Source organism: Thalassospira sp. B30-1 (assembly GCF_015767575.1).
Lineage (GTDB): Bacteria > Pseudomonadota > Alphaproteobacteria > Rhodospirillales > Thalassospiraceae > Thalassospira > Thalassospira xiamenensis.
On the sequence record NZ_CP065232.1, the window covers coordinates 731895 to 758873 of the forward strand.

27 protein-coding genes are annotated in these 26979 nt (G+C 56.2%); 14 read left to right on the forward strand and 13 right to left on the reverse strand.

The window, feature by feature from the left end:
- Positions 1–41: 41 nt before the first annotated feature.
- Both rarD and IT971_RS03310 read right to left on the reverse strand, forming a co-directional pair.
- A complete protein-coding gene (gene rarD / locus IT971_RS03305; protein WP_063094773.1) occupies positions 42–950 on the reverse strand; it encodes an EamA family transporter RarD in 909 nt (302 codons plus the stop codon).
- 239 nt (positions 951–1189) lie between these two features.
- Positions 1190–1423, reverse strand: a complete 234-nt coding sequence (locus IT971_RS03310; RefSeq protein ID WP_007091307.1) for a BolA family protein — start codon at positions 1421–1423, stop codon at positions 1190–1192.
- Positions 1424–1752: 329 nt separating this feature from the next.
- Between IT971_RS03310 and IT971_RS03315 the strand changes: the two genes are divergently transcribed.
- Positions 1753–2268: a glyoxalase superfamily protein gene (locus IT971_RS03315; RefSeq protein WP_063094771.1), complete on the forward strand. Its 516-nt coding sequence runs from the start codon at positions 1753–1755 to the stop codon at positions 2266–2268.
- A 77-nt stretch (positions 2269–2345) separates the two neighbouring features.
- On the forward strand, positions 2346–2735 hold the full coding sequence (locus tag IT971_RS03320) for a DUF123 domain-containing protein (RefSeq protein ID WP_223304997.1): 390 nt from the start codon (positions 2346–2348) through the stop codon (positions 2733–2735).
- On the opposite strand, the gene IT971_RS03325 is transcribed toward IT971_RS03320, so the two are convergent.
- The 4 genes from IT971_RS03325 to IT971_RS03340 all read right to left on the reverse strand — a co-directional run bounded on the left by IT971_RS03325 (position 2732) and on the right by IT971_RS03340 (position 6282).
- Positions 2732–3868 carry an FAD-dependent monooxygenase gene (locus IT971_RS03325; protein ID WP_063094769.1) on the reverse strand — a complete coding sequence of 379 codons (1137 nt, stop codon included), beginning with the start codon at positions 3866–3868 and terminating at the stop codon, positions 2732–2734. The two genes, IT971_RS03320 and IT971_RS03325, sit on opposite strands and share 4 nt — an antisense overlap.
- A 35-nt stretch (positions 3869–3903) precedes the next feature.
- Complete coding sequence (gene moaA / locus IT971_RS03330) at positions 3904–4902, reverse strand: GTP 3',8-cyclase MoaA (RefSeq protein WP_063094767.1); 999 nt, start codon at positions 4900–4902, stop codon at positions 3904–3906.
- A gap of 200 nt (positions 4903–5102) precedes the next feature.
- Positions 5103–5936: a hypothetical protein gene (locus IT971_RS03335; RefSeq protein WP_063094765.1), complete on the reverse strand. Its 834-nt coding sequence runs from the start codon at positions 5934–5936 to the stop codon at positions 5103–5105.
- 160 nt (positions 5937–6096) lie between these two features.
- Positions 6097–6282, reverse strand: coding sequence for a DUF3553 domain-containing protein (locus IT971_RS03340; protein WP_007091313.1), 186 nt, complete (start codon positions 6280–6282; stop codon positions 6097–6099).
- 316 nt (positions 6283–6598) lie between these two features.
- On the opposite strand from IT971_RS03340, the gene IT971_RS03345 reads away from it, so the two are divergent.
- The 6 genes from IT971_RS03345 to IT971_RS22565 all read left to right on the forward strand — a co-directional run bounded on the left by IT971_RS03345 (position 6599) and on the right by IT971_RS22565 (position 14147).
- A complete protein-coding gene (locus IT971_RS03345; RefSeq protein ID WP_110252634.1) occupies positions 6599–7213 on the forward strand; it encodes a histidine phosphotransferase family protein in 615 nt (204 codons plus the stop codon).
- Positions 7214–7356: 143 nt separating this feature from the next.
- Entirely contained in the window at positions 7357–10050 is a 2694-nt protein-coding gene (locus IT971_RS03350; protein WP_063094763.1) for a chemotaxis protein CheW, read from the forward strand.
- A gap of 16 nt (positions 10051–10066) precedes the next feature.
- On the forward strand, positions 10067–10573 hold the full coding sequence (locus IT971_RS03355; RefSeq protein ID WP_063094761.1) for a chemotaxis protein CheW: 507 nt from the start codon (positions 10067–10069) through the stop codon (positions 10571–10573).
- An 84-nt stretch (positions 10574–10657) separates the two neighbouring features.
- Complete coding sequence (locus IT971_RS03360; protein WP_062952925.1) at positions 10658–11023, forward strand: PleD family two-component system response regulator; 366 nt, start codon at positions 10658–10660, stop codon at positions 11021–11023.
- 70 nt (positions 11024–11093) lie between these two features.
- Positions 11094–12815, forward strand: coding sequence for a chemotaxis protein CheB (locus tag IT971_RS03365; protein WP_063094759.1), 1722 nt, complete (start codon positions 11094–11096; stop codon positions 12813–12815).
- 9 nt (positions 12816–12824) lie between these two features.
- On the forward strand, positions 12825–14147 hold the full coding sequence (locus IT971_RS22565) for a protein-glutamate O-methyltransferase CheR (RefSeq protein ID WP_306460230.1): 1323 nt from the start codon (positions 12825–12827) through the stop codon (positions 14145–14147).
- Positions 14148–14260: 113 nt separating this feature from the next.
- Here the strand turns inward: IT971_RS22565 and ctrA are convergent, their stop codons facing one another.
- Complete coding sequence (ctrA, locus tag IT971_RS03375; protein WP_007091320.1) at positions 14261–14959, reverse strand: response regulator transcription factor CtrA; 699 nt, start codon at positions 14957–14959, stop codon at positions 14261–14263.
- Between the two features lie 401 nt (positions 14960–15360).
- Here ctrA and fliI point away from each other — a divergent pair, with 401 nt between their 5' ends.
- Both fliI and IT971_RS03385 read left to right on the forward strand, forming a co-directional pair.
- Complete coding sequence (fliI, locus tag IT971_RS03380) at positions 15361–16860, forward strand: flagellar protein export ATPase FliI (protein WP_063095185.1); 1500 nt, start codon at positions 15361–15363, stop codon at positions 16858–16860.
- Positions 16861–16912: 52 nt separating this feature from the next.
- Positions 16913–17341 carry a flagellar FliJ family protein gene (locus tag IT971_RS03385; protein WP_037989518.1) on the forward strand — a complete coding sequence of 143 codons (429 nt, stop codon included), beginning with the start codon at positions 16913–16915 and terminating at the stop codon, positions 17339–17341.
- A gap of 6 nt (positions 17342–17347) precedes the next feature.
- Here the strand turns inward: IT971_RS03385 and IT971_RS03390 are convergent, their stop codons facing one another.
- Entirely contained in the window at positions 17348–17827 is a 480-nt protein-coding gene (locus IT971_RS03390; RefSeq protein ID WP_037989520.1) for a YbaK/EbsC family protein, read from the reverse strand.
- Positions 17824–18561: a TerC family protein gene (locus IT971_RS03395; protein WP_063095183.1), complete on the reverse strand. Its 738-nt coding sequence runs from the start codon at positions 18559–18561 to the stop codon at positions 17824–17826. The genes IT971_RS03390 and IT971_RS03395 overlap by 4 nt, the downstream gene beginning before the upstream one ends.
- Positions 18562–18767: 206 nt before the next feature.
- On the opposite strand from IT971_RS03395, the gene IT971_RS03400 reads away from it, so the two are divergent.
- The 4 genes from IT971_RS03400 (at position 18768) to IT971_RS03415 (ending at position 23082) form a co-directional block, all read left to right on the forward strand.
- Positions 18768–19997 carry an ABC transporter substrate-binding protein gene (locus IT971_RS03400; RefSeq protein WP_063095181.1) on the forward strand — a complete coding sequence of 410 codons (1230 nt, stop codon included), beginning with the start codon at positions 18768–18770 and terminating at the stop codon, positions 19995–19997.
- Positions 19998–20003: 6 nt separating this feature from the next.
- On the forward strand, positions 20004–21689 hold the full coding sequence (locus tag IT971_RS03405; protein WP_063095179.1) for an ABC transporter permease: 1686 nt from the start codon (positions 20004–20006) through the stop codon (positions 21687–21689).
- Between the two features lie 7 nt (positions 21690–21696).
- Positions 21697–22392 (forward strand): ATP-binding cassette domain-containing protein, encoded by a 696-nt coding sequence (locus tag IT971_RS03410; RefSeq protein WP_063095176.1) that lies wholly within the window; start codon positions 21697–21699, stop codon positions 22390–22392.
- A 135-nt stretch (positions 22393–22527) separates the two neighbouring features.
- The gene (locus tag IT971_RS03415; RefSeq protein ID WP_063095174.1) at positions 22528–23082 is read left to right on the forward strand and encodes a 2OG-Fe(II) oxygenase; all 555 of its coding nucleotides are present in this window, start codon (positions 22528–22530) and stop codon (positions 23080–23082) included.
- Here the strand turns inward: IT971_RS03415 and IT971_RS03420 are convergent, their stop codons facing one another.
- The 4 genes from IT971_RS03420 to IT971_RS03435 all read right to left on the reverse strand — a co-directional run bounded on the left by IT971_RS03420 (position 23083) and on the right by IT971_RS03435 (position 26969).
- Positions 23083–23484: a hypothetical protein gene (locus tag IT971_RS03420; RefSeq protein WP_007091331.1), complete on the reverse strand. Its 402-nt coding sequence runs from the start codon at positions 23482–23484 to the stop codon at positions 23083–23085. It abuts the gene before it with no gap.
- 98 nt (positions 23485–23582) lie between these two features.
- Positions 23583–25193 (reverse strand): hypothetical protein, encoded by a 1611-nt coding sequence (locus IT971_RS03425; RefSeq protein WP_063095172.1) that lies wholly within the window; start codon positions 25191–25193, stop codon positions 23583–23585.
- A gap of 4 nt (positions 25194–25197) precedes the next feature.
- On the reverse strand, positions 25198–25986 hold the full coding sequence (locus tag IT971_RS03430) for a MinD/ParA family protein (RefSeq protein WP_037989531.1): 789 nt from the start codon (positions 25984–25986) through the stop codon (positions 25198–25200).
- On the reverse strand, positions 25983–26969 hold the full coding sequence (locus tag IT971_RS03435; protein WP_007091334.1) for a GTP-binding protein: 987 nt from the start codon (positions 26967–26969) through the stop codon (positions 25983–25985). Before IT971_RS03435 ends, IT971_RS03430 begins: the two co-directional genes overlap by 4 nt.
- Positions 26970–26979: the final 10 nt, after the last annotated feature.

The window sequence follows — 26979 nt, forward strand, 5'->3', positions numbered from 1 at the left end:
TGGTTTTATGGCCGAAGATATGGCTGGAAGGGGCGGTTCTGTCAACTCTTGCGGCGTAATTGCCGTGCAGTCCGCAAATTATCCCAGGTGAAAATGCCAAGTCCGATCCAGACCAGCGCGTAAGTTATCATATGCGCCTGGGTAAAAGTTTCGCCGAGCAAGAGAACCGCAACAAAGAACTGGATCGTCGGATTCAGATACTGCATCAGGCCAAGCGCGGAAAATTTCATGTTCCGGGCAGCAAAGGCAAACAGCACCAGCGGAATGGTTGTGACAGCGCCCAGCGACACCAGCAGGGCATCATGGCCAATCCCCAGATTGGTGAAGGCCATGGTGCCCGATGCATTCAGCCAGACCAGATAGCCAAATGCCACCGGCGACAGCAGCAGGCATTCGACAAACAGACCGGCAATCGGATCGGCCGGAACAAATTTGCGGATGACGCCATAAAAGCCGAACAGCAACGACAGGCTAAGCGCAATCCACGGCAGTGATCCGAAAAACACCAGAAGGTTCAGAACCCCGGCAAAGCAGATCAGTACCGAGACGATCTGAATGCGATTAAGCTTCTCGCCAAAGAAGATGCGACCAAGGATCAGCATGATCAGCGGCATGATGTAATAGCCAAGGCTGGCTTCAAGCGCATGTCCGATATGAACCGACCAGATATAGATCACCCAGTTCCCGGCGATCAGCAGGCTGCTTATGAATAACAGTCCCATGGTGCGCCTAGACGACAGCAGGTCCCACAATCGCGCACGACGTTTCAGGACAAAAACCAGTGTCAATGTCAGGATCGCCGACCATAGGATGCGATGGGCGAGAATTTCAAACGGGCTCGCGAAATCGATGATTTTGAAATAGAAGCCCAGAAAGCCCCAGATGACAAAGGCACCAAGCCCCGCTAGCGGTCCGGCACCGATCAAAGCCGGTTTTTGGGATGAGGACATCGTTATTGAACCATGGTCATTTTGTGGGGCCAAACGGCAGGTGCCCGATGGGCGGAACGATATTCAAGCCTGAACCGGAGCGGAAACCCGGATATTGATCCGGGTTCGAATACGGGTAGTCATTCTGGTCTGGGTCGGGAATTATCAAGGGCACCGAAGCTGATCGGTGCCCGTAATTTTCTGGCGGCCTTGCAAGGATGGTGGCAAACGCAAGGCGGTCCCGTGCGTGCGGCCGGAACTTATTCCGGTGCGGAAGTCTGAAGCGCAAGGGCGTGCAGGTCACCGCCCATTTTGCCTTTGAGGGCCGAATAGATCATCTGGTGCTGCATCACGCGGGTTTTACCGCGGAAGGACTCGGACACAACGATTGCCGCATAATGATCGCCATCACCGCGAAGGTCCTCGATGCGGACCTGTGCATCGGGAAGGGCTTCCTTGATCATCGTTTCGATTTCGTGGGCTTCCATGGCCATGGCGCTAATTCCTTATAATTGGTCGAATACCCTTGCGCCCTGTTTGGCGCATTCATCCGGGTGCCCGGCGATATTTGTTAATTCTGGTATATGTTGTCCCTGTAGGGGCTGTCAATTTCTGCAAGCGGTAATGCGCTTCGCGCGGTCAAAGATATGGTGGTGCTTGTGTTTTGCGGCACATTGCGCTACGAAATGCGCGGTTGCACACACCGGCCGTTCGCGGGGCTTTGGCTCATGGTAAAGTGATGCAGACGATTTTATCGGTTCCCCGTCTTCTTGTGACGTCGGACCGGCAATGCGGACACCCGGCCTCCTGTCAGGAGACGAAAATGACCCAACCCGTTCATAACCCGCCCGAAAAGCCTGAACAGACACCGGTCGAGCTTGCCGATTTTGCGATAATCGCATCGGGCGATCCGGCGGAAATACTTAAGCAGCAGGCAAAGCGCCTGCGCAAGGCACTGGCCAGCCGCAAGATGACGGTTTCCCACACCGGAAGCCTGGAGCTTCTGGCGCAAAGCCACGGATTTCGTGACTGGAACACCGCGATTGCCATGACGCGCAAACGCGAACCGGTCCGGATTGCCGATCTTGGTATCGGCAAACGCTTTGCCGGGTCCTATCTCGGCCATGCGGTGTGCGGCCAAATCCGCGGTGTCACCAGAACCCCGGTTGGCGGTGTTTACCGGATCGAGGTTCATCTGGATCAGCCTGTTGATGTCGTGACGTCGGAACGTTTCAGTGCTTTGCGACAGCGCATCGCGTCACGGATCAACGAGGATTGTGAACCCGTGCTTGCCAATGGCACGCGCGGCCCCGGTCTTTCGGTTGATCTGCTGCTGTGACTTTGACGCAGCTTGTTGCTGACATAAATAATGAAACCCTCCGGCAGCTTCCCAAAGTTGCCGGAGCCTACATTCTCGTGATTGATCTTTCTGCTGATCTGGTTTTACGGAACAAACGCTTCGCCGGGGCCATCCTGCGCCGGGGCACTTATCTTTATTGCGGTTCTGCCAACGGATCGGGTGGCATTGCGGCCCGTGTCAAACGTCATTGCCGGACGGAGAAAAAACAGCATTGGCATGTCGATGAACTGACCAACGGCACCGGGCACGTGGTTGCGATGCTTGTCATGCCCGATGGGTGTGAATGCGATTTGCGTGCTGCTTTGGGTATGGTGCCGGGCATTTCCATTCCGATTGCCGGGTTTGGCAGTTCGGATTGCGCGCGTTGCCCTGCTCATCTGCTGGCGGCGGAAAGCCATGCCGTCGCGATGACGGCAATCGAGCAGGTCCGAAAGGCGTTCACCTAGTCCTTGCGGTTGCCTGCCGTGCCGTCAATCAGCGGACGGAAGCCCGATGCAACAATCTTTGGGCCGATCCTGCGCATAAGGGTATTGCGCAACCAGACACCGGTCTTGCCGCGGATTTTGGCGAAACCCATGCGTTGCAGGGATTGTTGCTGGACCCAGTGTGCTTCGGGCAGTCGGGCGGCCTGCCAGTCGGCAAGCGCGATTGTGATGTCGGGTTGTTTGTGAAGGGCATTGGCCAGTGCCAAGCCATCCTTGATCGATTGCGTTGCCCCCTGTGCCATGGTCGGAAGGGTGCCATGTGCCGCATCCCCGATCAGTACCACACGCCCCGCAACCCATTCGGGCATGACCATTTGCTGAAGACGGCCTTCGTGAATGACGGTGTCCGTTCCGATTGTGCCTAGCATATCGCACACCGATCCATCAAACCGGGCAAAATGCGCGGCAAGTTCGCTTGTCGGCAAGTCGTGTATTCTTTCGCCCGGATCATAGGTGCTGGCATAGATATAAAACCGGCTATCACCCAACGGCATCAGCAGAATAACCTGCCCGTGACCGATGATGAATTTGGGCGCTGTCAGGCCGAAGGGATAATCCGTGATCCAGCGCCAGCAGATATAACCAGTCGGCTGCGGGACATGTTCCGGGCCAAAAACCAGGCGTCGAACGGCTGAATTGATCCCGTCCGCACCGATCACAAGATCAAAGCTGCCGGTCGTGCCGTCGGTAAAACGAACCTGTGCCTGATCGGGTGCGTTACTGATGTCGGATACGGAAAGACCAAACCGGATGGTCGGTGTTGTTAGTCTGGCGCACAGGATTTCGTGAAAGTCGCTGCGGGTCAGGGCCTGAAATGTCGGCCAGCCGAGCTGTTCGGTTTCAAGCGCAAACAGTTTTCGGTCACGATGATCGAAATAATCAAGCCTTGGAAAGGCACAGGATTTGTCGGCAACATCCTGATCAATGCCAAGGTCCCGAAGGGCCGTCACCGCATTGCCGGGCAGGTGCAACCCTGCCCCGGCCGGTTTCCAGCCATCAAGGGTTTCGGCAATCGTAATGTCATGTCCGTCGCCTTGCAGGGCAATGGCCGCAGACAAACCGGCGATGCCGCCGCCGACAATCAGAATGTTCATTTTATGCCTGTAACTGGAATGGGGTGATGTTCGGATCAGCCGCCCGTCATGCTCATATGGCGACCGACTGCAGGTTTCTGGCCCTTGCGGTCGATGACGAAATCATGACCCTTGGGTTTCAGCAGCATGGCTTCGTCAAGTAGACGGTCAAGGGTTTCGGGCGCGCCCGAGCGGAGGGCCGCGCGCAGATCAACGTGGTCTTCCTGACCAAGGCACATGTAAAGCGTACCGGTACAGGTCACGCGCACGCGGTTGCAGCCCTCACAGAAATTATGGGTAAGCGGTGTTATGAAACCAAGACGCCCGCCGGTTTCGGCAACCGTGACATAGCGTGCCGGGCCGGGGGTGACATGGTTGCTGGGTACCAAGGTATATTCCTGTTCCAGCCGTTCACGAACGGCGGTCAGCGGCAGATATTGATCGGTGCGATCCCCGTCAATATCGCCAAGCGGCATGGTTTCAATCAGGCAAAGATCAAAGCCTTCCTTGCCGCACCAGGCGACAAGACGGGAAATTTCGTCTTCGTTGAAATTGCGAAGGGCGACCGTGTTGATCTTGATCTTGAGCCCCGCCTGTTTGGCAGCTTCAAGCCCGCTTAGTACTTGTTCAAGGCGGCCACGGCGGGTGATTTCGGCGAATTTCTGATGATCAAGGCTATCAAGCGAGATGTTGAGCCGTTTGACGCCAAGACGTGCCAGATCATCGGCGTAGGTCGCAAGCTGGCTGCCATTGGTCGTCATGGTAAGTTCGTCAAGCGCACCGGATTTAAGATGACGCGACAAATCCCTGATCAGGTCCATGATGCCACGGCGCACCAGTGGCTCGCCCCCGGTCAAGCGCAGTTTGCGTACACCGCGCGCAATGAAGGCCGAACAGAGCTGATCGAGTTCTTCAAGTGTCAGGACTTCGGATTTTGGCAGAAAGATCATGCTTTCGGCCATGCAATAGGTGCAGCGGAAGTCACAGCGATCCGTCACCGATACCCGAAGGTACGATACATGGCGGCCATATTTGTCAATCAGCGGTCTGGTCATGGCGGCGGCGCTTGTTTCTGTTTATTGGTCTGGAAACGCTATGTAGTGCGCAAGTTCGACTTTGGCACAGGGGGGATTGATTTGGCCACCCCGATTTGTGATGAAATCATCACCTTTCCGTCAGATGACATCAGAAAAACCGCGGGAAATATCCGCCGCGGTGTTTCTATCTGTCAGGAAATTCAGGAATTATCGAATGCCTATTCCCAGTTTTCGGCTTCGCGGATGTGGAGGGTCGCGACGTCGCGATCAAGCGATGCCATGACATTGCGTAGCGTCTCGACATTCTCGCTGCCAAGCTTGGCAACCAGTTCGGCCGAACGTTCCGGCTTGGACAGGGCGGAACGTACATCGCGGAACAGGGCGCGCAGCAATCGCACACAATGTTCCTCGGTAAAGGTCCATGCATGATCGCCATGCGGCATGTTGTCATTGACCAACTGGATCATCCAGTTTTTACGCCGCTCGTAATCCTTGAAATGCAGGGCCATGCGCGAGAAGACCAGATTAAGCCGGTTGGCGACCTGTGGCTCTTCGGCGAGGTGATCCCAGTAATCTGTCGGATCACGCAATTCATCTTCTTCGTCGGCATGCTGTTCAATGATGGTCTGTATTTCGCCATCGATTTCCTGTAGCATATCCATGCCAACCATCATGCGGATGACCTTGAAGAAGGGTTGCAGGATTTCGCGCGACAGTGCCCCATGTTCCAGATCGCCCGCTTCGCGGCCTTCAAGCTGATGGGCAAAACGGCTGACCAGAAGGCGGCCCAGCGGATCGTGGCGGACAGCGGCATTCTGGCGGGTCTTGACGGTATCAAGATCGGCTTCAAGCGTCATCCATGCCGCGTCAAACAGCTTATTCTGCCCGCGCAATGTTTCCAGCGCGCTTGAAATCTGTTCGGCGCTGATGGTGCCGCCATGCGCCTTGGCCTGTTCGATGAGGCCGGCGGCAAATTGTTCGAGTACGGCGAATGCGGCGGAGTGGTGACGCTGTTTGAAGCTGTCCCGCGGTGGTTTGACGATTGCAATCATTTACCCGTTCCGACCTTGTTATCATTTAAATCAGATCACCGGATTGGTTCGCCCGGTAGCCGATGGATGCGATCTTGCGTATCAAATTCCGTCAAGACGCCGAATTATTCAATCTTTTCATTTCAGCAAGTTCCGTGCCATCGCAGGCGGTTACGTGCTGTTATTCATAGCCGACGGCAGCCTCGACAATTTCAAGCACGACATGGCGTGGGCGGATGATCTGGCGTCCGGCCTCTTCGAAATTGACGGCGATCCTGTCGCCGTCTACCGCCTGAATGCGACCAAGGCCCCAGTCGGGCTGGCCAGGATGGCGGACAATGGTGCCAGGTGTGAGCAGAAAATCCATGATCAAGCTCTTTTGTCTGATGTTGGTCTTTTTAATATAGTCAGGCAATAGGCCCGGAACAAATAATGCGCAATGATGACAGTCACATCTTTTGAGGCTCGTCGATGATGGGCAAAATTTGCCGGTCTGCAAATGCGGCAAAAATCCGCAGGTTAAAGAAGGTTTTAACACATCAGGCTGCAATCTGGGCGCGGTTTACACCGACCGTGATCCGATCATGTCCCAAATATCGACCGGGCGGCCAGATGTGAGCCACGTATTGTTTTGGGGAAGCAGTGCGGACCTGTTGAACAGAATTCTTGGAGATACCCGTTACATGGAACAGGACAGAGCAGTGGAACTGATCCTGATCGAGCTGATCAGCTCGCGCATTTGCCACGACCTTGTCGGGCCTGTGGGGGCTGTGAATGCCGGTGCCGAACTGATGGGGGAGGCCGGTGTTGCCGATGACGAGGCACTTGCGCTGATGCGCAAAAGCGGGCTTGAGGCCGCGCGCCGGTTGCAATTGTTCCGTCTGGCATTCGGGCGCGCCGGCAACAGTGTTGACACAAAATCCATGCGCGATGCGGTTGCCCAGAGTTTCGAGGCCGAAGGCAAGGTGACCCTTCTGTGGGATCAAACTGGAATTGGAATTGATCCAGCTCATGGAAGGCTTGTGCTCAATATGGTGATGTTGGCCCGTGAAGCTTTGCCGTTTGGTGGGGATATTGTTGTTACCTGCGAATCCGGGGGGCGGATTTCGGTCAATGCAACCGGAAAACGTGCCGCGTTTCGCCCCGATGTGGAAAATGTCATGAAAAATGAAGTGGCCCCGGAACAGCTTGATCCCCGGACCGTACATGGCTTTTTCCTGCGAAATCTTGCGCATCGGACCGGTGGTGCGCTTTCAGTCTTGCAAGAGGACGGAAATGTTGCATTGATCTATGATTAAAAAAAACACATGCGGGTCTGGTAATACGGTGTGCTAGGTTCTACGTAAGTAACGGATTGAACGTGTGTTTCGCGCAGTGGTCGTGGGGATGGGCGTTCCGGTTCCGGCAAACAGTATGATTGTCGGAGATGTGGAGGGGGTTTATGGACGATCTTTTAAGTGAATTTCTGACAGAGACTTCGGAGAGCCTTTCGACGCTTGACGTCGAGCTGGTCAAACTGGAGCAGAATCCGAACGATCCGGATATTCTGTCGAATATTTTCCGCCTGGTGCATACCATCAAGGGGACATGCGGATTTCTTGGTTTGCCGCGACTGGAAGCAGTTGCGCATGCCGGTGAAAACGTGCTTGGCAAGATCCGTGATGGCGAACTGGTTGTAACACCGGATGCGGTGACGCTTGTTCTTGAATCCATTGATACGATCAAATATCTGCTGAGCGAGCTTGAGCAGAATGAAACCGAACCGGATGGCAATGATGCCGATCTGATCGCGCGTCTTAACCATTTTGCCGATACCGGTACGATTATGGGCGGCAGCGCCGCACCGGCAGCCGCCCCGGTCGAGGAAGAAGTCGCCGAAGAAGTGCCGATGACCGATGATGAGCGGTTGCAGGCAATTTTCGATGCAACCGAAGTCGACCCGGATATTCAGGAGCCGGAACCTGCTCCTGCGCCCGAGAAACCCGCACCGGCAGCCGCCCCGCCCGCAGCAGCAAAGTCGCAGGCAGTTGCCCCGGCCAAGGCCGCTGCCTCCGAGGGGCCAAAGGCCGAAGCGCAGCGTGTCGAGGCGAAGGAAAGCTCTGTCGCGGCTCAGACGATCCGTGTGAACGTCGAGCTGCTTGAAAACCTTATGACCCTGGTTTCCGAGCTTGTTCTGACCCGTAACCAGCTGTTGCAGATGGTTCGCGGCAAGGATGACAGCGAATTTACAGTTCCCTTGCAGCGCCTGTCGCACATCACTACCGACCTTCAGGAAGGTGTGATGAAAACGCGTATGCAGCCGATTGGCAACGCTTGGGCGAAACTGCCGCGTATTGTTCGCGACCTTGCGCTTGAGATGAACAAGAAAATCGATCTGCAGATGATCGGTGCCGATACGGAACTTGACCGTCAGGTGCTTGAACTCATCAAGGATCCGCTGACCCACATGGTCCGTAACTCTGCCGACCATGGTCTTGAAGATATTCCGGGGCGTCGTGAAGCTGGCAAGCCGGAAACCGGTACGGTTACGCTGAATGCCTATCACGAAGGCGGTCACATCATCATCGAGATTTCCGACGATGGCCGCGGTCTCAATATCGAACGGATCAAGGCCAAGGCGATTGCCAACGGTCTTGCAACCGAAAGCGATCTTGACGGCATGGCGGATTCGCAAATCCACCAGTTCATCTTCAAGGCCGGTTTCTCGACCGCCGAAAAGGTGACCTCGGTTTCGGGGCGTGGTGTCGGCATGGACGTGGTCCGTACCAACATCGAAAAAATCGGTGGTACGGTTGAACTGAAATCGGTCGAAGGCCGTGGTTCGACCTTTATCATCAAAATCCCGCTTACCCTTGCCATCGTTTCGGCACTGATCGTTGAAAGTGGCGGCGAACGTTTCGCCATTCCGCAGATCAGCGTTCTGGAACTGGTCCGGGCTTCAAGCAATTCCGATCATTCGATCGAACGCATCCACGATACGCCTGTCCTGCGTCTGCGCAACCGTCTGCTGCCGCTTGTCACTCTCAAGAAAATTCTTGGTCTTGATGACGGCGAAACAACGGTCGATGACGTGGATGAAGAAGCCTTCATCGTCGTCACCCAGGTTGGGACCTATTCGTTCGGTATCATCGTTGACCGCGTGTTCGACACCGAGGAAATCGTGGTTAAACCGGTCGCACCGATCCTGCGTGACCTGTCTCTGTTCTCGGGGAACACCATCCTTGGCGACGGTAGCGTGATCATGATCCTGGATCCGAACGGCATTGCGACCCGCACCGGCGAAATCACCGTTGGTGGTTCGCAGGGTGTCGAAAGCAAGGCGCGCTCCGATACCGGTGATCGCGAAACGACGTCCATGCTGGTCTTCCGGGCTGGCGGTGCAGAAGTTCGTGCCGTACCGCTGGCACTGGTTGCCCGCCTCGAAGAAATCGATGTCGAAAACATCGAATATTCGAACGGTCGTCCGCTGGTTCAGTATCGTGGCAAGCTGATGCCGCTGGTCTTCATTGATGGTTCCTATCAGATGAAAGCCGAAGGCCGTCAGCCGACCCTGGTCTTCCAGGATCGCGAACGGACCATGGGCCTTGTGGTTGACGAAATTGTCGATATCGTCGATGACGTCCTTAATGTCGAACTGACAGCCGATCAGGATGGTCTGGTCGGGTCTGCGGTGATCGACGGCAAGGCAACCGATCTGATTGATGCTGGCTACTATCTTGAACTGGCGTTCTCGGACTGGTTTGGTCATGAGGATACCGGCGGCGAGAAAAAGCGTGTGCTTCTGGTCGATGACAGCCCGTTCTTCCGTAACCTTCTCACACCGATGCTGTCGGTGTCCGGTTTCCGTGTCATTGCCGTCGAGAATGCCGAGCAGGCGCTTGATCTTAAAAATCGCGGTGAAATGTTCGACGCGATCATCAGTGATATCGAAATGCCGGGCATGAACGGCTTCGAATTTGCCGAAAGCCTGCAGAATGATGAACATTGGGGGGATACCCCGATCATCGCGCTGTCCTCGCACACCAGCGAGGAAGACTTCGAACGGGGTCGTCAGGTTGGCTTTAGCGACTATGTCGCGAAATTCGATCGAGATGCGCTGGTATCAACGCTGATCCAGACGCTGAGCGCAGTGTAAATCGGGGAAAAGTCCAATGAGCGATAAAAAGGCACTCGTCCCGAGCAAAGAACAGAGTACGGCCCTTGACCTTGGCGGGGCGACGAAGGATTTCGTTACCGCCTATATCGGCAAGCAGTTGTTCGGTATTCCGGTCCTGACGGTTCAGGATGTTCTTGGTCCGCAGCGCATCACGCGCATTCCGCTGGCTCCGCCCGAAGTGGCGGGGTCGCTGAACCTGCGTGGGCGCATTGTTACGGCGATTGATGTTCGCAAACGTCTAGGGCTTCGTGAACGCGAAGACGACGTGCCGGGCATGAGCATAGTGGTCGATCAGGGTGGTGAACTATACAGCCTGATGGTCGATCAGGTCGGAGAAGTTCTGAGCGTTCCGCAAAAAGCGTTCGAGCAGAACCCCGCGACGCTCGATCCGCGCTGGCGCGAATTTTCCGATGGCATTTTCCGGCTCGACAAGCAGCTTCTTGTCATTCTGGATGTGACCCGTCTGCTTGATTTCACGGTTTCTGTGAAACAGGCTGGCTAGCTATGTTAGTCTGTACCGGGTGCAAAATGCATCCGGTACAATGCCGGTTTTGGCTTAACGATCTAATTTGCGAGAAGGAAGTCGATGAAGAGTTGTCTCGTCGTCGATGATTCGAAAGTCATCAGAATGGTGGCACGCCGTATCCTGGAAGAAATGGGATTTGCGGTCATTGAGGCTGTGGATGGGCAGGAGGCAATTGATCGATGCCTTGAAGCCATGCCAGACGCGGTGTTGCTTGATTGGAACATGCCGGTGAAAAGCGGGATTGATTTCCTGCGGGAACTGCGCGCAGCCCCTGGTGGTGATGAGCCCGTTGTCGTGTTCTGCACTACAGAAAACGATCTCGAGCATATCCAGGAGGCCATCACGGCCGGTGCGAACGAGTACATCATGAAACCGTTCGACAGCGAGATCATCCAGGCAAAATTTGAGCAGGTGGGTCTGATTTAAGGTTCCTGTCAGCGTCGCTGTGCATTTGCCTTGGTTTTTGGTCCGGTTGCTCTAACGGGAACGTCGGTACGTGGAAGACACGCCAATTCATCCACCCTATAAAGTCCTGATTGTCGACGATTCCGCAATCGTGCGTGGTCTGGTAACCCGCATGTTGCAGGAAGACGACGATATCGAGGTCGTCGGTTCTGTTGCCAATGGCGAAGACGCGCTTGGCGTCATGCGTCAGGAGATCGGTATCGAAGCGATCGTTCTCGACATTGAAATGCCGGTCATGGATGGTCTGACGGCATTGCCCAAGCTGCTTGAAATCGATCCGACGGTTCGCGTGATCATGGCATCGACCCTGACCAAGCGAAACGCCGATATCAGTTTTCAGGCCATGACGCTGGGTGCTGTGGACTACATTCCCAAACCGTCCTCGGCCAAGGACCTTAATGTTGGCGAAGGCTTCCGGGCCGAGTTGCTCGACAAGGTCAAGGCCTGGGCTGAACAGCGTCGCAAGATGCTGGGGGCGGATCAGGCACGGCTTGAAGAAATCCATGAAGAACAGGTCGTCGTTGGCGATGCGGATACCGCCGAACGGCATGAAGAGTTGCCGGAATCTGCTGCACCGGAAGATGACGCCTCCGCAACAGAAAAGCCCGCTGGCGATGCTCCGGCACCGTTCCGGGCCGAACTGTCGGCGGAGCATCAGATATTGCAAAAGCCCGGCCGGGTTCAGCGCAAACGGTTCACCGCTGAACTGCGCCCGCGTCCGACGCACCAGCCCGGTCGTCTTGGCCCGATGTCGACCCGCCCGATGCCTCAGCCCCAACATCCTCAGCACGTGCAGCCTATATCCCCGGAACAGGGGCAGGGTAAAGAAGGCGGGGCCACGACCATTAACCGTGATGCGGCTACACAAACAACCAACATGCCTGCGCGCGATCCGGGTCGTCTGATCCGCGAGGCGGCAATCGCAGCCGGTGATGCCAAGGCAACAGGCGCGAATGTCAAACCGTCAACCCGCCAGACATCGGGTGGTGCTGTTGGTGGTGGGGCAGTGGCGCGAAATGCGCCGGTCAAACAGGCACCACAACGTGCCGCCCCGGCCGCACGCAGTCCAGCCGCCGCGGCGGCAGCGCGTGCCAAGGCGCCGACCGGTGCCGCTGCACCGGCGCCGGCAAAACGGGTGATCACGGGCGGACAGATCAGTCTGCTTCCCGAAAAACGGCTTAATGTCGAAGCGATTGCAATCGGAAGTTCTACCGGTGGTCCGCAGGCCCTGTTCGAGGTTCTGCGTGGTCTTGCCGGTGTGCGTCAGCCGATTTTCATTACCCAGCATATGCCTGCGACTTTTACCACGATCCTTGCCGAACACATCACCCGCCTGACCGGGCTTAAATGTCAGGAAGGCCAGACGGGCATGCAAATTCAGGGCGGACAGGTTTACCTAGCCCCCGGTGATTACCACATGGTGATAGAGGGCCGTGGCAACAGCAGGAAAATTGTTCTGAACCAGAACCCGCCAGAAAACTTCTGTCGTCCGTCGGTTGATCCGATGCTCCGCAGCCTTGTGGAAAGCTACGGTGGTAATATACTCACGGCTATCCTTACAGGTATGGGACAGGATGGTATGCTGGGTGGGCGTGCTGTCGTGGGTGCTGGGGGGATGGTTGTTGCACAGGACGAACAGACAAGCGTTGTATGGGGAATGCCCGGTGCCGCGGCACATGCAGGCATTTGTTCGGCGGTTCTCCCCGTGGGTGGCATCGCGGCCTATATCAAAAAATTTGCAGGGGGTCGTTAAGCCGAGATGATGAGGCCGGAAGACTTCGATTTCGTCAGCAGACTTATAAAGTCAAAATCCGGGCTCGTTCTGAGCCAGGACAAGACATATCTGCTCGAAAGCCGGCTGATGCCGATTGCACGCAAGCGCGGGCTTAAGGACCTGACCGAGCTGATCGCGGCATTGCGCGGCGGTGACCGCGTGCTTGTCGAGGAAGTCGTCGATGCGATGACAACCAATGAAAGTTTCTTCTTCCGCGATACCAAGCCGTTTGATCAGTTCCGGCATGTCGTTCTGCCGCACATGATCAAGGAGCGCGCGTCAAAGCGCCATCTGCGCATCTGGTGTGCGGCGGCGTCTTCGGGGCAGGAACCCTATTCGCTGGCGATGATCCTTGAAGATTTCAAATCCCAGCTTTCCGGCTGGCGGGTTGAAATTATCGGAACCGACATTTCGCGCGAAATCCTGACCAAGGCGCGTGCTGGTTTGTATTCCCAGTTTGAAGTTCAAAGGGGACTTCCGATCCAGCTTCTGGTCAAATATTTCCAGAAGAAAGAAGACCAGTGGCAAATCTCGCAGGAAATCCGCTCCAAGGTTCAATACAAGGAATTCAACCTGCTTGAGGATTTCCGGCCGCTGGGTCAGTTCGATATCGTCTATTGCCGCAACGTTCTGATTTATTTTGATCAGCCAACCAAGACAGATGTGCTGGCGCGTATATCGGCATTGATGCCCGATGATGGCTTCCTGTTCCTTGGCGGGGCGGAAACGGTTCTTGGGATTTCCGACAAGTTCAAACCGCTTGCGCGTCAACGCGGCATCTATCAGTTGAACCGTCCGGGAGCGCCGGATGTCGATGTTTCAGCACTTGAGAAAATTCAGGCGGGTGCCAGTGCGGCGGCTGGGGCGGCGAGTGGTACCGCGACAGGCGGTCTTGCGTTTCCCAAGCCGAAACATATGCAAACTGCCACCGGTGGTACGACTGCCAGTGCGGGTGCCGGAGCCGCAACCCCGCCACGTCCCGGGCTTTCGACCGGAACCACGGCACGCCCCACGACCCCAACGGGCACCGGCACAACAGCCCGTCCGTCAACAACGGGAACAACCGGTACTACCGGCAGCACATATTCACGTCCTTCAACCGGCACTACCGGGACGGCAGGATCAACTGGGACGGCTGGATCGACATATCGCCGTCCACTGGGCACAACAGGCACCGCCGGTTCAAGCGGCACGGGCAGCACTCCGCCCGCAAGGCCGTCAACCGGAACCGGCAGCACGGGCAGCGGAACAACCCGCCCGTCCACGACCTTTGATCGGTCGCGCTTTGGCAAGCCGGAAGACAAGAAATAGAAATCAGGATGGTTGCCGTGTAACGCGCACCCGCCAAAAGCAAAACGCCCCGACGATCCATCGGGGCGTTTTTGACTTCGTGCGCAGCGGAACGCGATAAAGTTGCGTTGCGTTCAGGCGGCAGCACTACTGTTTACATCCGGATCGCGCAGGACATAGCCCCGGCCCCAGACTGTATGGATGTAATTGTCGCCCTTGGTGGCGGACTGGATTTTCTTGCGCAGCTTGCACACGAAAACGTCGATGATCTTGAGCTCCGGCTCGTCCATACCGCCATAGAGATGGTTCAGGAACATTTCCTTGGTCAATGTCGTGCCCTTGCGCAGCGACAGCAATTCAAGGATGCCATATTCCTTGCCGGTCAGATGCAGCGGCGATCCATCAACATCAACCGTGCGCGCATCAAGATTCACATTCAGTCTGCCGGTGGCAATCATCGATTGTGCGTGGCCGCGCGACCGGCGAACGATCGCCTGAATGCGTGCCAGCAGTTCAACCTTGTCAAAGGGCTTGGTCAGATAGTCATCCGCGCCAAAACCAAGGCCTTTGACCTTGTCTTCGGTTTCGGTCAACCCCGACAGGATAAGCACCGGGGTTTCAACGCGTGCGTCGCGCAAACGTCTGAGAACTTCATAGCCGTCGATGTCCGGCAGCATGAGATCCAGAAGAATAATATCGTAGTCATACAATTTACCGATCTCGAGGCCATCTTCCCCAAGATCCGTGGTGTCGACAACCATGCCCTCCGATTTCAGCATCAACTCGATGCTGTCAGCAGTGGCGTTGTCATCTTCGACAAGCAGCACCCGCATGTTCCGCTCCGTTACCGTGTTCCGCAAAAAATCCGTGTTAATCCGGCTAATTTCGACAAGCGCCCCAACGATTGCCGTGTGGAATTTTATTCCATTCCGTTAACGATACGTTGCTTTGCGACTCGTGGCAAGCAGGCGAGTCGCATGTTGTTAACTTTTTTTCATCGATAAAGGCAGATGGTGCGGGGAATGTGAAGTTTCCCAACGGTTTGCGCCGTTAACGACCATGATTGCCGATACCGGATTTTTAATGGCAATTCCGCATATACGGGTTTTTAATACCGTTTATGCCACTTATATCTGGTGCGACGCGGTCGAATTTGCCACCCTTTGACATGGGACTGCGATAAAATTCCCGATCGCATCACATATCGGAACCCATCAAACAGAAAAGCGCAAACGTGTTCCAGATTGGCCGAAATATTGTCGCCGAACTTCGCCGCATTCCAGATTACCGGACTGTCGGGCGGGTAACGGCTGTTCTTGGCCTGCTGGTTGAAATTGGCGGGGTTGAAGGGGCGCTTTCGGTGGGGGATCGTTGCAAGGTCAAACGTCGTGATGGTGTGGCCGTAATTTGCGAAGTCGTTGGTTTCCGGAATGAACGAGCACTTTTGATGCCGTTCGGGATGCTTGACGGCATCGGGATTGGCTGTGAAGTCGAACTGGCCGACACCCAACCGCAAGTCTATCCCGATGAAAGCTGGCTGGGGCGTGTGGTCAATGCGTTCGGCCAGCCGGTCGATGGCAAGGGCCCGCTGACCGAAGGACCGACACCATACCCGATCCGCAATGCACCGCCATCGGCCCATTCGCGCCAGCGTGTGGCGGGGAAGATTGATCTGGGTGTGCGGGCGATGAATACCTTTCTCACCTGCTGCCGGGGGCAGCGTATGGGCATCTTTGCCGGGTCCGGGGTTGGTAAATCCAGTTTGCTGTCGATGATGACCCGCCATACGACATCCGATGTTTCGGTTGTCGGCCTGATCGGTGAACGTGGCCGCGAAGCCCGCGAATTCATCGAAGACGATCTGGGCGAAGAAGGCCTTCGCAGGTCTGTTGTCGTGGTTGCCACGTCGGACGAGCCGCCATTGATGCGACGTCAGGCTGCCTATATGACCATGGCGCTGTCGGAATTCTTCCGCGATACCGGGCGTGACGTGCTGTGCATGATGGATTCTGTGACCCGTTTTGCCATGGCGCAACGCGAAATCAGCCTTTCGGTCGGCGAACCACCCGCGTCAAAGGGCTATACCCCGACGGTGTTTGCCGAATTGCCGCGCCTTCTGGAACGTGCCGGGCCGGGCGGGCCGGGGCAGGGATCGGTGACCGGCCTGTTTACCGTTCTGGTCGACGGGGATGATCATAACGAACCGATTTCCGATGCGGTGCGTGGTATTCTTGATGGCCACGTCGTGCTGGACCGCGCAATCGCCGAACAGGGTCGGTATCCGGCGATCAATATCCTGCGCAGTGTTTCGCGTACCATGCCCGGATGTAATAGCGAGTATGAAAACCAGATCGTTTCGCGCGCCCGTCAGCTGCTGGCAACCTATGAAGACATGGCGGAACTGATCCGTCTGGGGGCCTATCGTCTGGGGACGGATCCCAAGGTGGACGAAGCCATTCATTACTTCCCGCTGATCGAGGAATTCCTCAAACAGCGTAAAACCGAATGTACCCGGCTGGCCGATGGTTATGCCGAATTGGCACGTCGTCTTGATCTGGCACCCGCCCAACAGGAAGTCCCGGATGCAGGTGGCCAACCGGCAGCCAACCCGCAGGGCGCAACCGTTATGGAACGCAACCGGCTTCGCCCGCAGGTCAATAGCCGTTCAACCGTGACGAATGCGGGTAATGATCTGAATGCGGCCAAACGGGCGCTTCGCCGCGATCAGCAGTAATCACATGATCATGCTGATGCCGCGTCCGCCATATTTCAGGTAACTGACCACGATGGCCAAGGATTTCAAAACACTGATCCGCATGCGCAAATGGGCGCTGGATGATAAACGCCGCGAACTTGGCGAAATGCAGGGCATACTGACCAATCTTCTGGCGGAAAAGGATGCGCTGGAAAAGGCCGTGATAGCCGAGCAGAAGGTTGCCGCCGAAAACCCCGAACTGGCCGGTTTTGCCTATGGCCCCTTTGCCAGTGCCGTCGTGTTCGAGCGCGAAGCACTGGTAAAGCGGATCGCAGAACAGGAAGCCAAAATCGACGCGTTCCGCGATGAGGTCGCGGATGCGTTCAAGGCCGTCAAGACCGCGGAAATCGCTGAACGCAACCGTGTCGAAGCAGAACGCGCCGAAGAAGATCGCAAGGAGCAGGCCGAACTTGATGAAATCGGTGCACGTTCGGCAACGCGTGATGACGGTCTGATCTAAGCCTGATCAGGCCGAAATATCCACACCCGTGTCAACACCCGTCACCGCGCGAAGTTCATCTGGCATCAGGGAAAACACGGTTTTGGGTGTGCCTGCGGCCAGCCAGATTATCTTTTTCGCAAGCAGCTTTTCATCAATCAGGGTCTCGACCGGGCCGACATGTCCAAAGGGCGGAACACCGCCAATGGCGTAACCGGTATGGGTGCGGACTTCGTTGGCATCCGCCTTGCGGATATCAAGGCCAAGCAGATGGGCAACCTTGGTTTCATCTACCCGGTCGGCACCGTTCATGATGATCAGTACCGGTTTGTTGCCTTCGGTCATGAAAACCAGTGATTTGCCGATATCACTGACATCGCAACCAATAGCCGCCGCGGCATCCGCGGCCGACCGTGTGCCATCAGGGAATTCGAGAACCTTGACATGGCCAAGGTGGTGATTGTTGAAGGCGTTCTGCAGGCACGAGGGCGGTGAAACCTGTTTCATTTGGCTGCTCCCAGCTCTTTGGCTTTGCGTTTACGTTTCTGATTGATCAGATTGAGCGTCTCGACACCCAGGCTGAATGCCATGGCGAAGTAAATGTAACCTTTTGGAACATGGATTTCGACACCGTCAAGCAGCAGGACAAACCCGACCAGAATCAGGAAGGCCAGCGCCAGCATTTTGACCGACGGGTGCTTTTCGACAAAATCGCTGATGGTGCCGGCTGCTGCCAGCATGACGAGAACCGACAGGACAACCGCGATCATCATGATCGAAAGATGATCAACCAGTCCAACCGCCGTAATCACGCTGTCGAGCGAGAATATCATATCAAGCAGCATGATCTGGGTGATGGTCATCGCAAAACTCGACATGATCTTGCCGGGGCCGTGTTCTTCGGGTTCGTCAATTGTATGGTGAATTTCCTTGGACGCCTTGGCGATCAGGAACAGGCCACCGATAATCAGAATAAGGTCACGTCCGCTGACTTCCTGCCCGAAGGCGGCAAACAGCGGGGCGGTCAATTCCATCACCCAGGCGATACAGGCCAGAAGCACAAGCCGCATGCCCATCGCCCCGATAAGGCCGATGCGACGAGCTGATTTCTGTTGATTTTTCGGGAGTTTGGAAACAATCACCGACAGGAAAACGATGTTATCGATGCCCAGTACGATCTCAAGCGCGGTCAAAGTCGCAAGCCCCATCCACATATGCGGATCTGTGACCCATTCAAACATGATCTTTTCGTTCCTATGTCACGGGTGCCAAAACCATCGGCAGAGATTAAGCCCAGACACCTGCCATCTAACGCAAGCGTGAATTGATTTTAGACTGCCAAGATTGGAAAAATGATGGCAACAAAAACAGACAGGTATCGCCGATGGTGCCAGATTGCTTCAATCAGGTAGTGTTGAGAGGCCCTTCAGCAACAAGGATTTCCAGTATGCGCGCTTTTTTCGCCGGTCTGAGCATCGTCACAGGCCTTGCAATGGCCATGGTATCGATGCCCGCAAAAGCCGACCCGGCCCCCGATATCGGCAATTGGCAGTCGGTGCTTGATCAGGCGCGCGGCCAGACCGTGTATTTTCATGCCTGGGGTGGGGAGCCGCGCATCAATGATTATATCGCGTGGGCGGGTGCCCAGGTACAGGAACGGTACGGTGTGAATGTCGTACAGGTGAAACTTTCCGACACGGCCGATGCAGTGGCAAAGGTGTTGTCGGAAAAGACGGCTGGCGTCGATGATGGCGGGGCGGTCGATATGATCTGGCTGAATGGTGAAAACTTTGCCGCCATGAAACGCAATGACCTTCTGTTTGGGCCGTGGGCCGAACAGACGCCGAATTTTGCCTATGTCGATGTCGAAGGCAAGCCAACCGTAATCAACGATTTCACGGTTCCGACCATGGGCCTTGAAGCGCCGTGGGGTATGGCGCAGGTCAGTTTCTATTATGATACCGCACGCCTTGATAGCGTACCGAAGTCAGCTCAAGCCTTGCTGGAATGGCTGGTCAAACATCCGGGGCGCTTCACCTATCCCCAGCCGCCAAACTATATGGGATCAACTTTCCTGAAGCAGATTCTGGCCGAACTGGTAACGGATCCGAAAGTTCTGCAACAGCCCGCCAATGAAACGGACGCCAAAAAGGTTCTGGCACCTCTTTGGGGATATCTCGAAGACTTGCAACCGCTATTGTGGCGCAACGGGCAGGCCTATCCGCAAAATGGTGCCTCGCTACGTACGATGATGGCCGATAACCAGATCGATATCGCGTTTTCGTTTAGCTCGGGCGAAGTCTCATCGGCAATCGAGGCGATGGAACTGCCCGATACAGTCCGATCCTATGTGTTTGACAAGGGTACGCTTGGCAACACCAACTTCGTTGCCATCCCCTATAACGCATCGGCCAAGGCCGGGGCGGTCGTGCTGGCCGATTTCCTGATGTCACCCGAAGCCCAACTGCGCAAACAGGACCCGCAATACTGGGGAGCCGATACGGTACTGGCGATGGATAAATTGCCAGAAGACATGCAAAAGGCCTTTGCCGATCTGGATCTTGGCATTGCGTCTCTGTCGCCTTCCGAACGTGGTACGGTTCTGCCGGAACCACATCCAAGCTGGATGGAACTGGTTGAAACAGAATGGCAGAAGCGCTACGGCGTGGTGCAATAAGCCCAAATGCTCCGGCTTTTTCCGGCTTTTACCCTTATCCTGATGATCGGCCCGGTCTGTGCCGGGCTGATCGGGACGATATTACCGGCATTCGGGTATCTTCCGGCGCTTGGCGGCGATGTAATATCGATTGATCCTTGGCGGGATTTGATCAATCAGCCGGGGCTTGGCATTTCGATCAGGTTGTCATTGATCAATGGTTTGATCGCAACACTGATCTCGTTTCAGGTTGTCATACTATTTTGTGCCGCATGGCAGGGAACGCGGATTTTTGGCGTCATGCAACGCCTGCTGTCGCCGATCCTTTCCGTGCCACATGCAGCCGCGGCCTTTGGGCTGGCTTTTCTGATTGCACCAACCGGCTGGATCGTTCGGGCGGTCGCGCCGCTTGCCGGATGGGAACGTCCACCCGATATTGTGACCTTGCAGGACCCGTTGGGGATTGCCCTGATTGCCGGGCTGGTTGCCAAGGAAATTCCGTTTTTATTGTTGATGACGCTGGCGGCCCTGCCGCAGGCAGATGCCGACCGGACGCGCCAGGTGGCCTTGACACTTGGATATGGTCGCGTGGTTGGCTGGCTTAAAGCCGTTTTGCCACGGGTCTATCCGCAAATCCGTTTGCCGATATTGGCGGTGCTGGCCTATTCGACCTCGGTCGTTGATGTCGCGATGATCCTTGGCCCAACAACACCCGCACCGCTGGCGGTGCGTATTCTTGGTTGGCTATCCGATCCGGACCTGTCGCGTCGTTTTCTGGCCTCTGCCGGGGCCATTTTGCAATTTGTCCTTGTAATGATCGCGATGGCGATCTGGTGGGGTGGGGAAAAGCTTGTGGCGTGGTGGGGGCATGTCTGGGCCGAAGGCGGCATGCGCGGGCGACGCGATGATACCGTTCGAAGCTTTGCCGCCGTGACGGCAATCCTCTCGTCGGCTGCGGTGTTTCTGGGCCTGGCAAGTCTTCTGGTCTGGAGCTTTGCCGGGTACTGGTCCTTTCCGGAGTTTCTGCCGCGCAGTTTCAGTCTGCGTCTTTGGATGCGCGAATATGACATGCTAGGTGCAACACTTTGGACCACACTGATGATTGCGGTTCTCTCGGTCGGGGGGGCGATTACCCTGGTTCTGGGATGTCTTGAAAACGAAACCCGCCGGTTTCAAGATCCGGGGCAGGGGGCGATGTTATTGATTTATCTGCCGCTTTTGATGCCGCAAATCAGCTTCATGTTCGGGCTTCAGGTGTTTTTTACCGGCATCGGGCTGGAACGAACGTTGATTTCCGTCGTGATCGTTCATTTGATCTTTGTGCTGCCCTATATCTTTCTCTCACTTGCCGATCCGTTTCGCGCCCTTGACCCTCGATATTTGCAAACTGCCTTATGCCTTGGGGCATCACCGGCGCGGGTGTTCTGGTTGGTGCGCCTACCATTATTGACCCGCGCGGTTCTGACCGCCTTTGCGGTCGGCATTGCGGTCAGTGTCGGGCAGTATCTGCCAACCCTTTTGATCGGGGCGGGGCGATTTGCGACGGTAACGACCGAGGCGGTAGCACTGGCATCAGGCGGAGACCGGCGAATGATCGGGATTTACGGGCTTTTGCAAATGATCCTGCCGTTTGCCGGTTTTGCCCTGGCCCTTCTGATCCCGGCGGTTTTATTCCGCCACCGGCGCGGCATGGGAAACCGAAACAGGATATGATCAGCCGATGAGCAGCACACAAACCAATAACAGCACCCTCGCCCTCGCCCCCGCCACTGCCAAAGGTCTTGAATTACGCCGGGTTTCCATTCGCCTCAATGGGCGTGTACTGGTTGATATCGATACCATCATCAAATCGGGCGAGATCGTGACGCTGATGGGGCCGAGCGGTTCGGGAAAATCAAGTCTGCTGACCTATATTTGCGGAACATTGCCGGTGGGCGGAACCGCCGGGTTTGAGGTCAGCGGGCAGGTTGTTCTGAATGGCCGGGGGCTGGATGGTCTGGCACCACAGGATCGCCATGTCGGTATCCTGTTTCAGGATGATCTTCTGTTTCCGCATTTATCGGTTGGCGGCAATCTGGCGTTTGCCCTGCCATCAAGTGTTCGGGGGCGGTTAGAACGCAGAACGCGTATCGAGGACGCGCTGGAAAGTGCGGGGCTTGGTGGTTTTGCCGACCGTGACCCGGCAACATTGTCCGGCGGGCAGCGTGCGCGTGTCGCCCTGATGCGGGTGTTGCTGTCCGAGCCCGGCGCACTTTTGCTCGATGAACCTTTTTCAAAGCTTGATACCGAGTTACGGGATCAGATCAGGACATTTGTTTTTGAACAGGCGCGGTTGCGTGGTTTGCCAACCCTGATGGTGACCCATGATCCCGATGACGGGGCGGCAGCCGGCGGCAGGATCATAAATCCGGTATAGCATGCACGCGCTTCTTGCATGATTTTCGCGCTGGTCAATCGGTGCGTTTGGTCCTAAGAGAAGCGCACCGCAAAGAATTGTCTTGGGCCCGAAACACGAAATCAAAGGCCCATGCGGCATTGGAGAATGTCGTGAATGTTTCCAGAAGAAATGTATGCGATCGTCCCGGATGCGCTTGATCGTGCAACCTGCAATCGACTGATTGACGGATTTTCGCAAAAACTTGACGATGGTGGCCTTGTTCAGGGCCAGTCGGCAAGCCATATCCGCCGGTCACAGATCACCTGGTTTAACGAGACACAGGAACCGGCCGTCATGCGCCGGATCGTTGACATGGTTGCGGATGTAAACCGCAATGTGTTTGATTTTTCTTTGTCGGAATTCGCCGAAGATGCACAGATTGCCTGCTATGCCGGGGATCAGCGCGGTCACTATGACTGGCACAGCGACGTTGGCGCATCCGATATTGCACGCCGTCGCAAACTGACCATGGTGATCCAGCTATCCGAACCCGACCAGTATGAAGGCGGTTTGTTGCAGCTAAACCCGGCGGGGCATGTTTTTGATGCGCCGATGGAACGTGGCACGGCGATCTTTTTCCCGAGCTTCGTTCTGCACCGCGTCGCCCCGACGACAGCGGGCCTGCGTTATTCGCTTACCCAATGGGTGCATGGAACGCCTTTCCGCTGATCAATACCGTTCCAACCGGTCCAGAAGGCGTGGGTTGTGCCATTTCGGCTGCCGGTCTTCGAGTGCGGCTTCGTGGTGCTGGACGCTGGCATTGTCGGCCTTTTGCTTGTCAAGGCGCAGATTGATCCAGCGCGGAATGATTTCGTTGTTGAAATCTTCCATGAGAAGCACGGCTGCGGTCTCGAAATTATCAAACGGGATACGCGCGATTTCGGCGAAATATTCCGCGAGGCAATCGGGTTTTATGATCAGGCGGTCCGGGACATAACGCAGGGTCATACGGGCCGGAAACACGGTTTCGCATCCGCTCAGTTCGCTTTGCAACGTCACGACATAATCAAGCTGTGCACCGGGATTATGTTCTGTCAGCAACAGGTTTCGACGTTCAAATATTTCCAGCATCAGGCCTACCTGCGTTTATTCGTTTGATAATCAAGATTACCCCCACCTTTCGGGAACGAAAAGGCTTCTTTTCCGGGGCAGGTGGGGCGAATGGCCGCTTATGCGTCAATCCCGCGATGCCGGTTGACAACTGCTTCGTTGACCGGCGGGGCAATTTCAACAAAGCGCGAGCCATCCTGAAAAATCAGGTGCCCCTTGTAGCCGGAGATTTGCAAAGCCTCGCGGAAGATGCCGCGAATATCGTCGCGATTATCAGATTGCAGTGGATTTTCAGTGCGCACGATCAAATCGAACTTGCTGTCTTCGCCTTTGACCAGACCGTCAAGCTGGGTGTGGCCGACTTCGCTGAAAGACAGGTCGAGCAGAAAGCGCGTGCCGGGTTCTTCCCTTTCGCCTTTCTCGTTTTCGTCGTCGCCATGTCGCCATGCCAGACGAACCTGTTCGATTCGTTCCCCCATCTGAAACGGCATCGGCATCACACGCCAGCCATCCGGGCGTTCGTCGGCGGCCATGCCCCGCAATCTGCTGAAATCGCCTTCGAGCTTTTTAAGAATATCGTCGCCGTTCCCGTCAATCGATGACAGGCTGTTGCTGGCGCGATCCCCCAACCAGCCGCGTGCTGTTCCCCCGGGGCCGGTCATGGCGGCAAAAAAGAACATCATCGTGGTGGTCAGTTTCGGTCCGGCCTGCGGAATATTGTTCAACAGAGCCGCTGCCGCGCCCGGATCGTGTTGTGCCAGTGCGGTCACCGCCTGCTGCAAACTGCCCCAGTCTCGTGACAGGGCTGCGTTCTGCCCGCGTGCAATCAATTCTGCCTCTGTCATCGGAGGGGCTTGAGTGCCGCGTCCGGCGGCGGTATTGGCATCGACACTAAACGACAGGGTCGCACCAACCGGGGCTGGAACCGGCAATTTGATGCCGACAACACCGGCAGATGTGCGAAGGGCGGTAAAGCCGTTCGGCAACGTCCGGGCTTCGGCGCTATCGGGTGGCAGAACCGTCCCGGTCAGCACCAGCGGGGTTGCTGTTCCGGCCGCACCTGTACCGCCTGCGACAACCTGACCTGAGATACCCGCACCCGATGGCGTTCCCAGCGCGCCGCCGGTTGTTATAGTGGGTGTCATGGTGCCAGTTGCATTCATGTTGGCAATCTGGGCGGCCTTGCCGGCACTGACGGCACCCTGACCGACAAAGATAACCTGTGTCTGGCTTCCGGCGGGTAACTGACTGCCATTAGGCAAGGTCAGGCTGCTTGTTGTGATGGCGTTAAAGGCCTGGCCGGGGATCAGAACGTTGCCATTGATCCCGGTGGTCGGCAATCCGCCGCCAGTTCCGGTTGTACCCGGTGTCAGCGTTTGCGGCAGCACCTGAAGGCGAAGGGCGGCTGCGGGATCGCTGCCCTGCTGCGGCTGTCCCTGGGGCATGATCCGCACCCAAAGAAAGTCCCCCAGATTGGTTGGAAGGGGTGTTGGCAGTTTTATATTAACCTGCCCCAGACTGGTCAGAAGAGTCAGTTCATTACCCGAACGCGACTGAACAGACGCCTGAAGCAGGCTTTCGACCGGCAGTTTTGCAATGGCATTGGCGACCTGCTGGGCAGCACTGACCTGAGAAGGCGGCTGTGGACTACCCGATGCCCCGCCGGCCGTCGCACCGCCCTGACCGCCAACGGCAGTGCCTGGTGTTACGGCTTGTGGCGGGAGAGTCATGGCGTCAGCCCTCCAGCAGCTTTTGCGTGATCGCTTCCATATCGTGGGCGGCATCGCAATTGGGATGGCGCATCAGAAGCGGGGTCTGTGACCGAATGCATTCGGAAACACGCGGATCGGCACGTACAACACCCAGAAGTGGCGGGCTGATTTTCAGGAAACCTTCGCAGGCTTTAAGAAGCTTGTTGTAGATCGCCTCGCCTTCCTTGCGGTCCTTGGCCATATTCACCACCACCCGGATATCGGTTTTGGGTCGCGCCATATGTGTGACCTTGATAAAGGCATAGGCATCGGTCAGCGATGTCGGATCACCGTTGGTGATGACAATCACCGTATTGGCAAGGCTGGTCATCTGACGCACACCCTGATCAACACCCGCGCCAAGGTCGATCAGGACCTTGTCGTAACTTTTACCGGTCTGGATCAAATCATCGGATAGGGCCTGAAGACGGGTCACGGGCAGATTGGCAAGACTGCCCGATCCGCTGCGCCCGGCAATGATGTCAAAGCCGCCATCGGGGAAGGGGGTTACGGCATCGCGCAAACCGATCCGTCCGGAAATCACCCCGCCCAGATCATGTTTGGGCATCAGGCCAAGCTGGATGTCGATGTTGGCAAGGCCAAGATCACCATCAAACAACAGGGCTTTTTTGCCTTCGCGCACCAGCGAATGGGTCAGGGTAATGGCAAACCAGGTCTTGCCCACGCCCCCCTTGCCAGATGCGATGGCAAGGACGTTGCGGCCTTTGGCGCGCGGAGCAGTTTTGGATACTTCATCAGACTTGGCAGTCATTTCACGACCTCGGAGAAACTCGGTTTCGCGTTCTCGGCGCGATGGGACGGTATCAGAAGTTTGGCCAGGGCGACGGGGCTTATTGCGGTTAGACCGTCTGCGACCTGGGCCGTCATACTGACATTGCAAAGGGAAAGATTTCCTGAATCCGCACCGTATAACGCGCCGCCAAGGCGCGATGCAACATCCAGTCGGGAAATCACCATGCGCGCAACGCCGCAATCGGCAAAGGCATTGGCGATATCGGCACATTCGTCGGCATCAATCCCGGCGGGATTGACCAGTACGGGTTCGCTTGGCACAACGGACATGAAATCGCCCAGTGCCTTGATGTCGGCATCGACATAGGGATTGCAGCTTGCCGTGTCGACCAGAACCATGTCGGCATCCCGCATACGGGCAAACTGGGCTTTGAATTCTTCGGGTGTTTTGACCAGTGACAGATTGATGTTCAGGATACGGGTGAATGCCTCAAGCTGGGCCACACCGCCTGCGCGTTTGTAATCGGTGGTCAGAACCGCGACTTTTCGCTTTTTCATCACTGCACGGGCAGCAGTTTTGGCAACCGCCAGCGTTTTGCCGCAACCGGGCGGGCCGACAAAGGCCAAGGCACGCGGCGTGTTTTTTTCCGGCAACGGCGAAAAATCAAAAATCTCGTCCAGTGCCGATGCCAGTAATTGCTGTGCGGTAGTGGCACCGCTTTCGCGGCCCATAAGATCACAAAGCCGCAAACGCAGCCGTTCGGGCAGATTATGACGGAGAAGGGCTTCTTGTGCGTGATCAAACAGTTCCTGATGACCCGGAGGGCCTTGATCCGCGATATCGAAATCCAGATCCGGATCACGATCAAGGGCCGCGGTCAGCCGCACGCCCGTGCCCGGAATATCCTGGGTCGATACGATAATGGCATCCGATCCCATATGCTCTTTGACCAGTGCCATCGCCTCGGTCATGGTCGGGGCGCTGAACGTCTTAAGGCGCATATGCTGTCCC

Coding starts and splice junctions, on each gene's coding strand:
- IT971_RS03340 (WP_007091313.1), bottom strand. CDS start 6,282: ATGGATTTTCTGCTCACACCTGGCACCATTGTCCGCCATCCTGGCCAG.
- IT971_RS03415 (WP_063095174.1), top strand. CDS start 22,528: ATGTTTCCAGAAGAAATGTATGCGATCGTCCCGGATGCGCTTGATCGT.
- rarD (WP_063094773.1), bottom strand. CDS start 950: ATGTCCTCATCCCAAAAACCGGCTTTGATCGGTGCCGGACCGCTAGCG.
- IT971_RS03360 (WP_062952925.1), top strand. CDS start 10,658: ATGAAGAGTTGTCTCGTCGTCGATGATTCGAAAGTCATCAGAATGGTG.
- IT971_RS22565 (WP_306460230.1), top strand. CDS start 12,825: ATGAGGCCGGAAGACTTCGATTTCGTCAGCAGACTTATAAAGTCAAAA.
- IT971_RS03400 (WP_063095181.1), top strand. CDS start 18,768: ATGCGCGCTTTTTTCGCCGGTCTGAGCATCGTCACAGGCCTTGCAATG.
- moaA (WP_063094767.1), bottom strand. CDS start 4,902: ATGACCAGACCGCTGATTGACAAATATGGCCGCCATGTATCGTACCTT.
- IT971_RS03395 (WP_063095183.1), bottom strand. CDS start 18,561: ATGTTTGAATGGGTCACAGATCCGCATATGTGGATGGGGCTTGCGACT.
- IT971_RS03405 (WP_063095179.1), top strand. CDS start 20,004: ATGCTCCGGCTTTTTCCGGCTTTTACCCTTATCCTGATGATCGGCCCG.
- IT971_RS03435 (WP_007091334.1), bottom strand. CDS start 26,969: ATGCGCCTTAAGACGTTCAGCGCCCCGACCATGACCGAGGCGATGGCA.
- IT971_RS03425 (WP_063095172.1), bottom strand. CDS start 25,193: ATGACTCTCCCGCCACAAGCCGTAACACCAGGCACTGCCGTTGGCGGT.
- IT971_RS03420 (WP_007091331.1), bottom strand. CDS start 23,484: ATGCTGGAAATATTTGAACGTCGAAACCTGTTGCTGACAGAACATAAT.
- IT971_RS03325 (WP_063094769.1), bottom strand. CDS start 3,868: ATGAACATTCTGATTGTCGGCGGCGGCATCGCCGGTTTGTCTGCGGCC.
- IT971_RS03390 (WP_037989520.1), bottom strand. CDS start 17,827: ATGAAACAGGTTTCACCGCCCTCGTGCCTGCAGAACGCCTTCAACAAT.
- IT971_RS03335 (WP_063094765.1), bottom strand. CDS start 5,936: ATGATTGCAATCGTCAAACCACCGCGGGACAGCTTCAAACAGCGTCAC.
- IT971_RS03345 (WP_110252634.1), top strand. CDS start 6,599: ATGGAACAGGACAGAGCAGTGGAACTGATCCTGATCGAGCTGATCAGC.
- IT971_RS03410 (WP_063095176.1), top strand. CDS start 21,697: ATGAGCAGCACACAAACCAATAACAGCACCCTCGCCCTCGCCCCCGCC.
- ctrA (WP_007091320.1), bottom strand. CDS start 14,959: ATGCGGGTGCTGCTTGTCGAAGATGACAACGCCACTGCTGACAGCATC.
- IT971_RS03315 (WP_063094771.1), top strand. CDS start 1,753: ATGACCCAACCCGTTCATAACCCGCCCGAAAAGCCTGAACAGACACCG.
- IT971_RS03355 (WP_063094761.1), top strand. CDS start 10,067: ATGAGCGATAAAAAGGCACTCGTCCCGAGCAAAGAACAGAGTACGGCC.
- IT971_RS03350 (WP_063094763.1), top strand. CDS start 7,357: ATGGACGATCTTTTAAGTGAATTTCTGACAGAGACTTCGGAGAGCCTT.
- IT971_RS03430 (WP_037989531.1), bottom strand. CDS start 25,986: ATGACTGCCAAGTCTGATGAAGTATCCAAAACTGCTCCGCGCGCCAAA.
- IT971_RS03310 (WP_007091307.1), bottom strand. CDS start 1,423: ATGGCCATGGAAGCCCACGAAATCGAAACGATGATCAAGGAAGCCCTT.
- IT971_RS03385 (WP_037989518.1), top strand. CDS start 16,913: ATGGCCAAGGATTTCAAAACACTGATCCGCATGCGCAAATGGGCGCTG.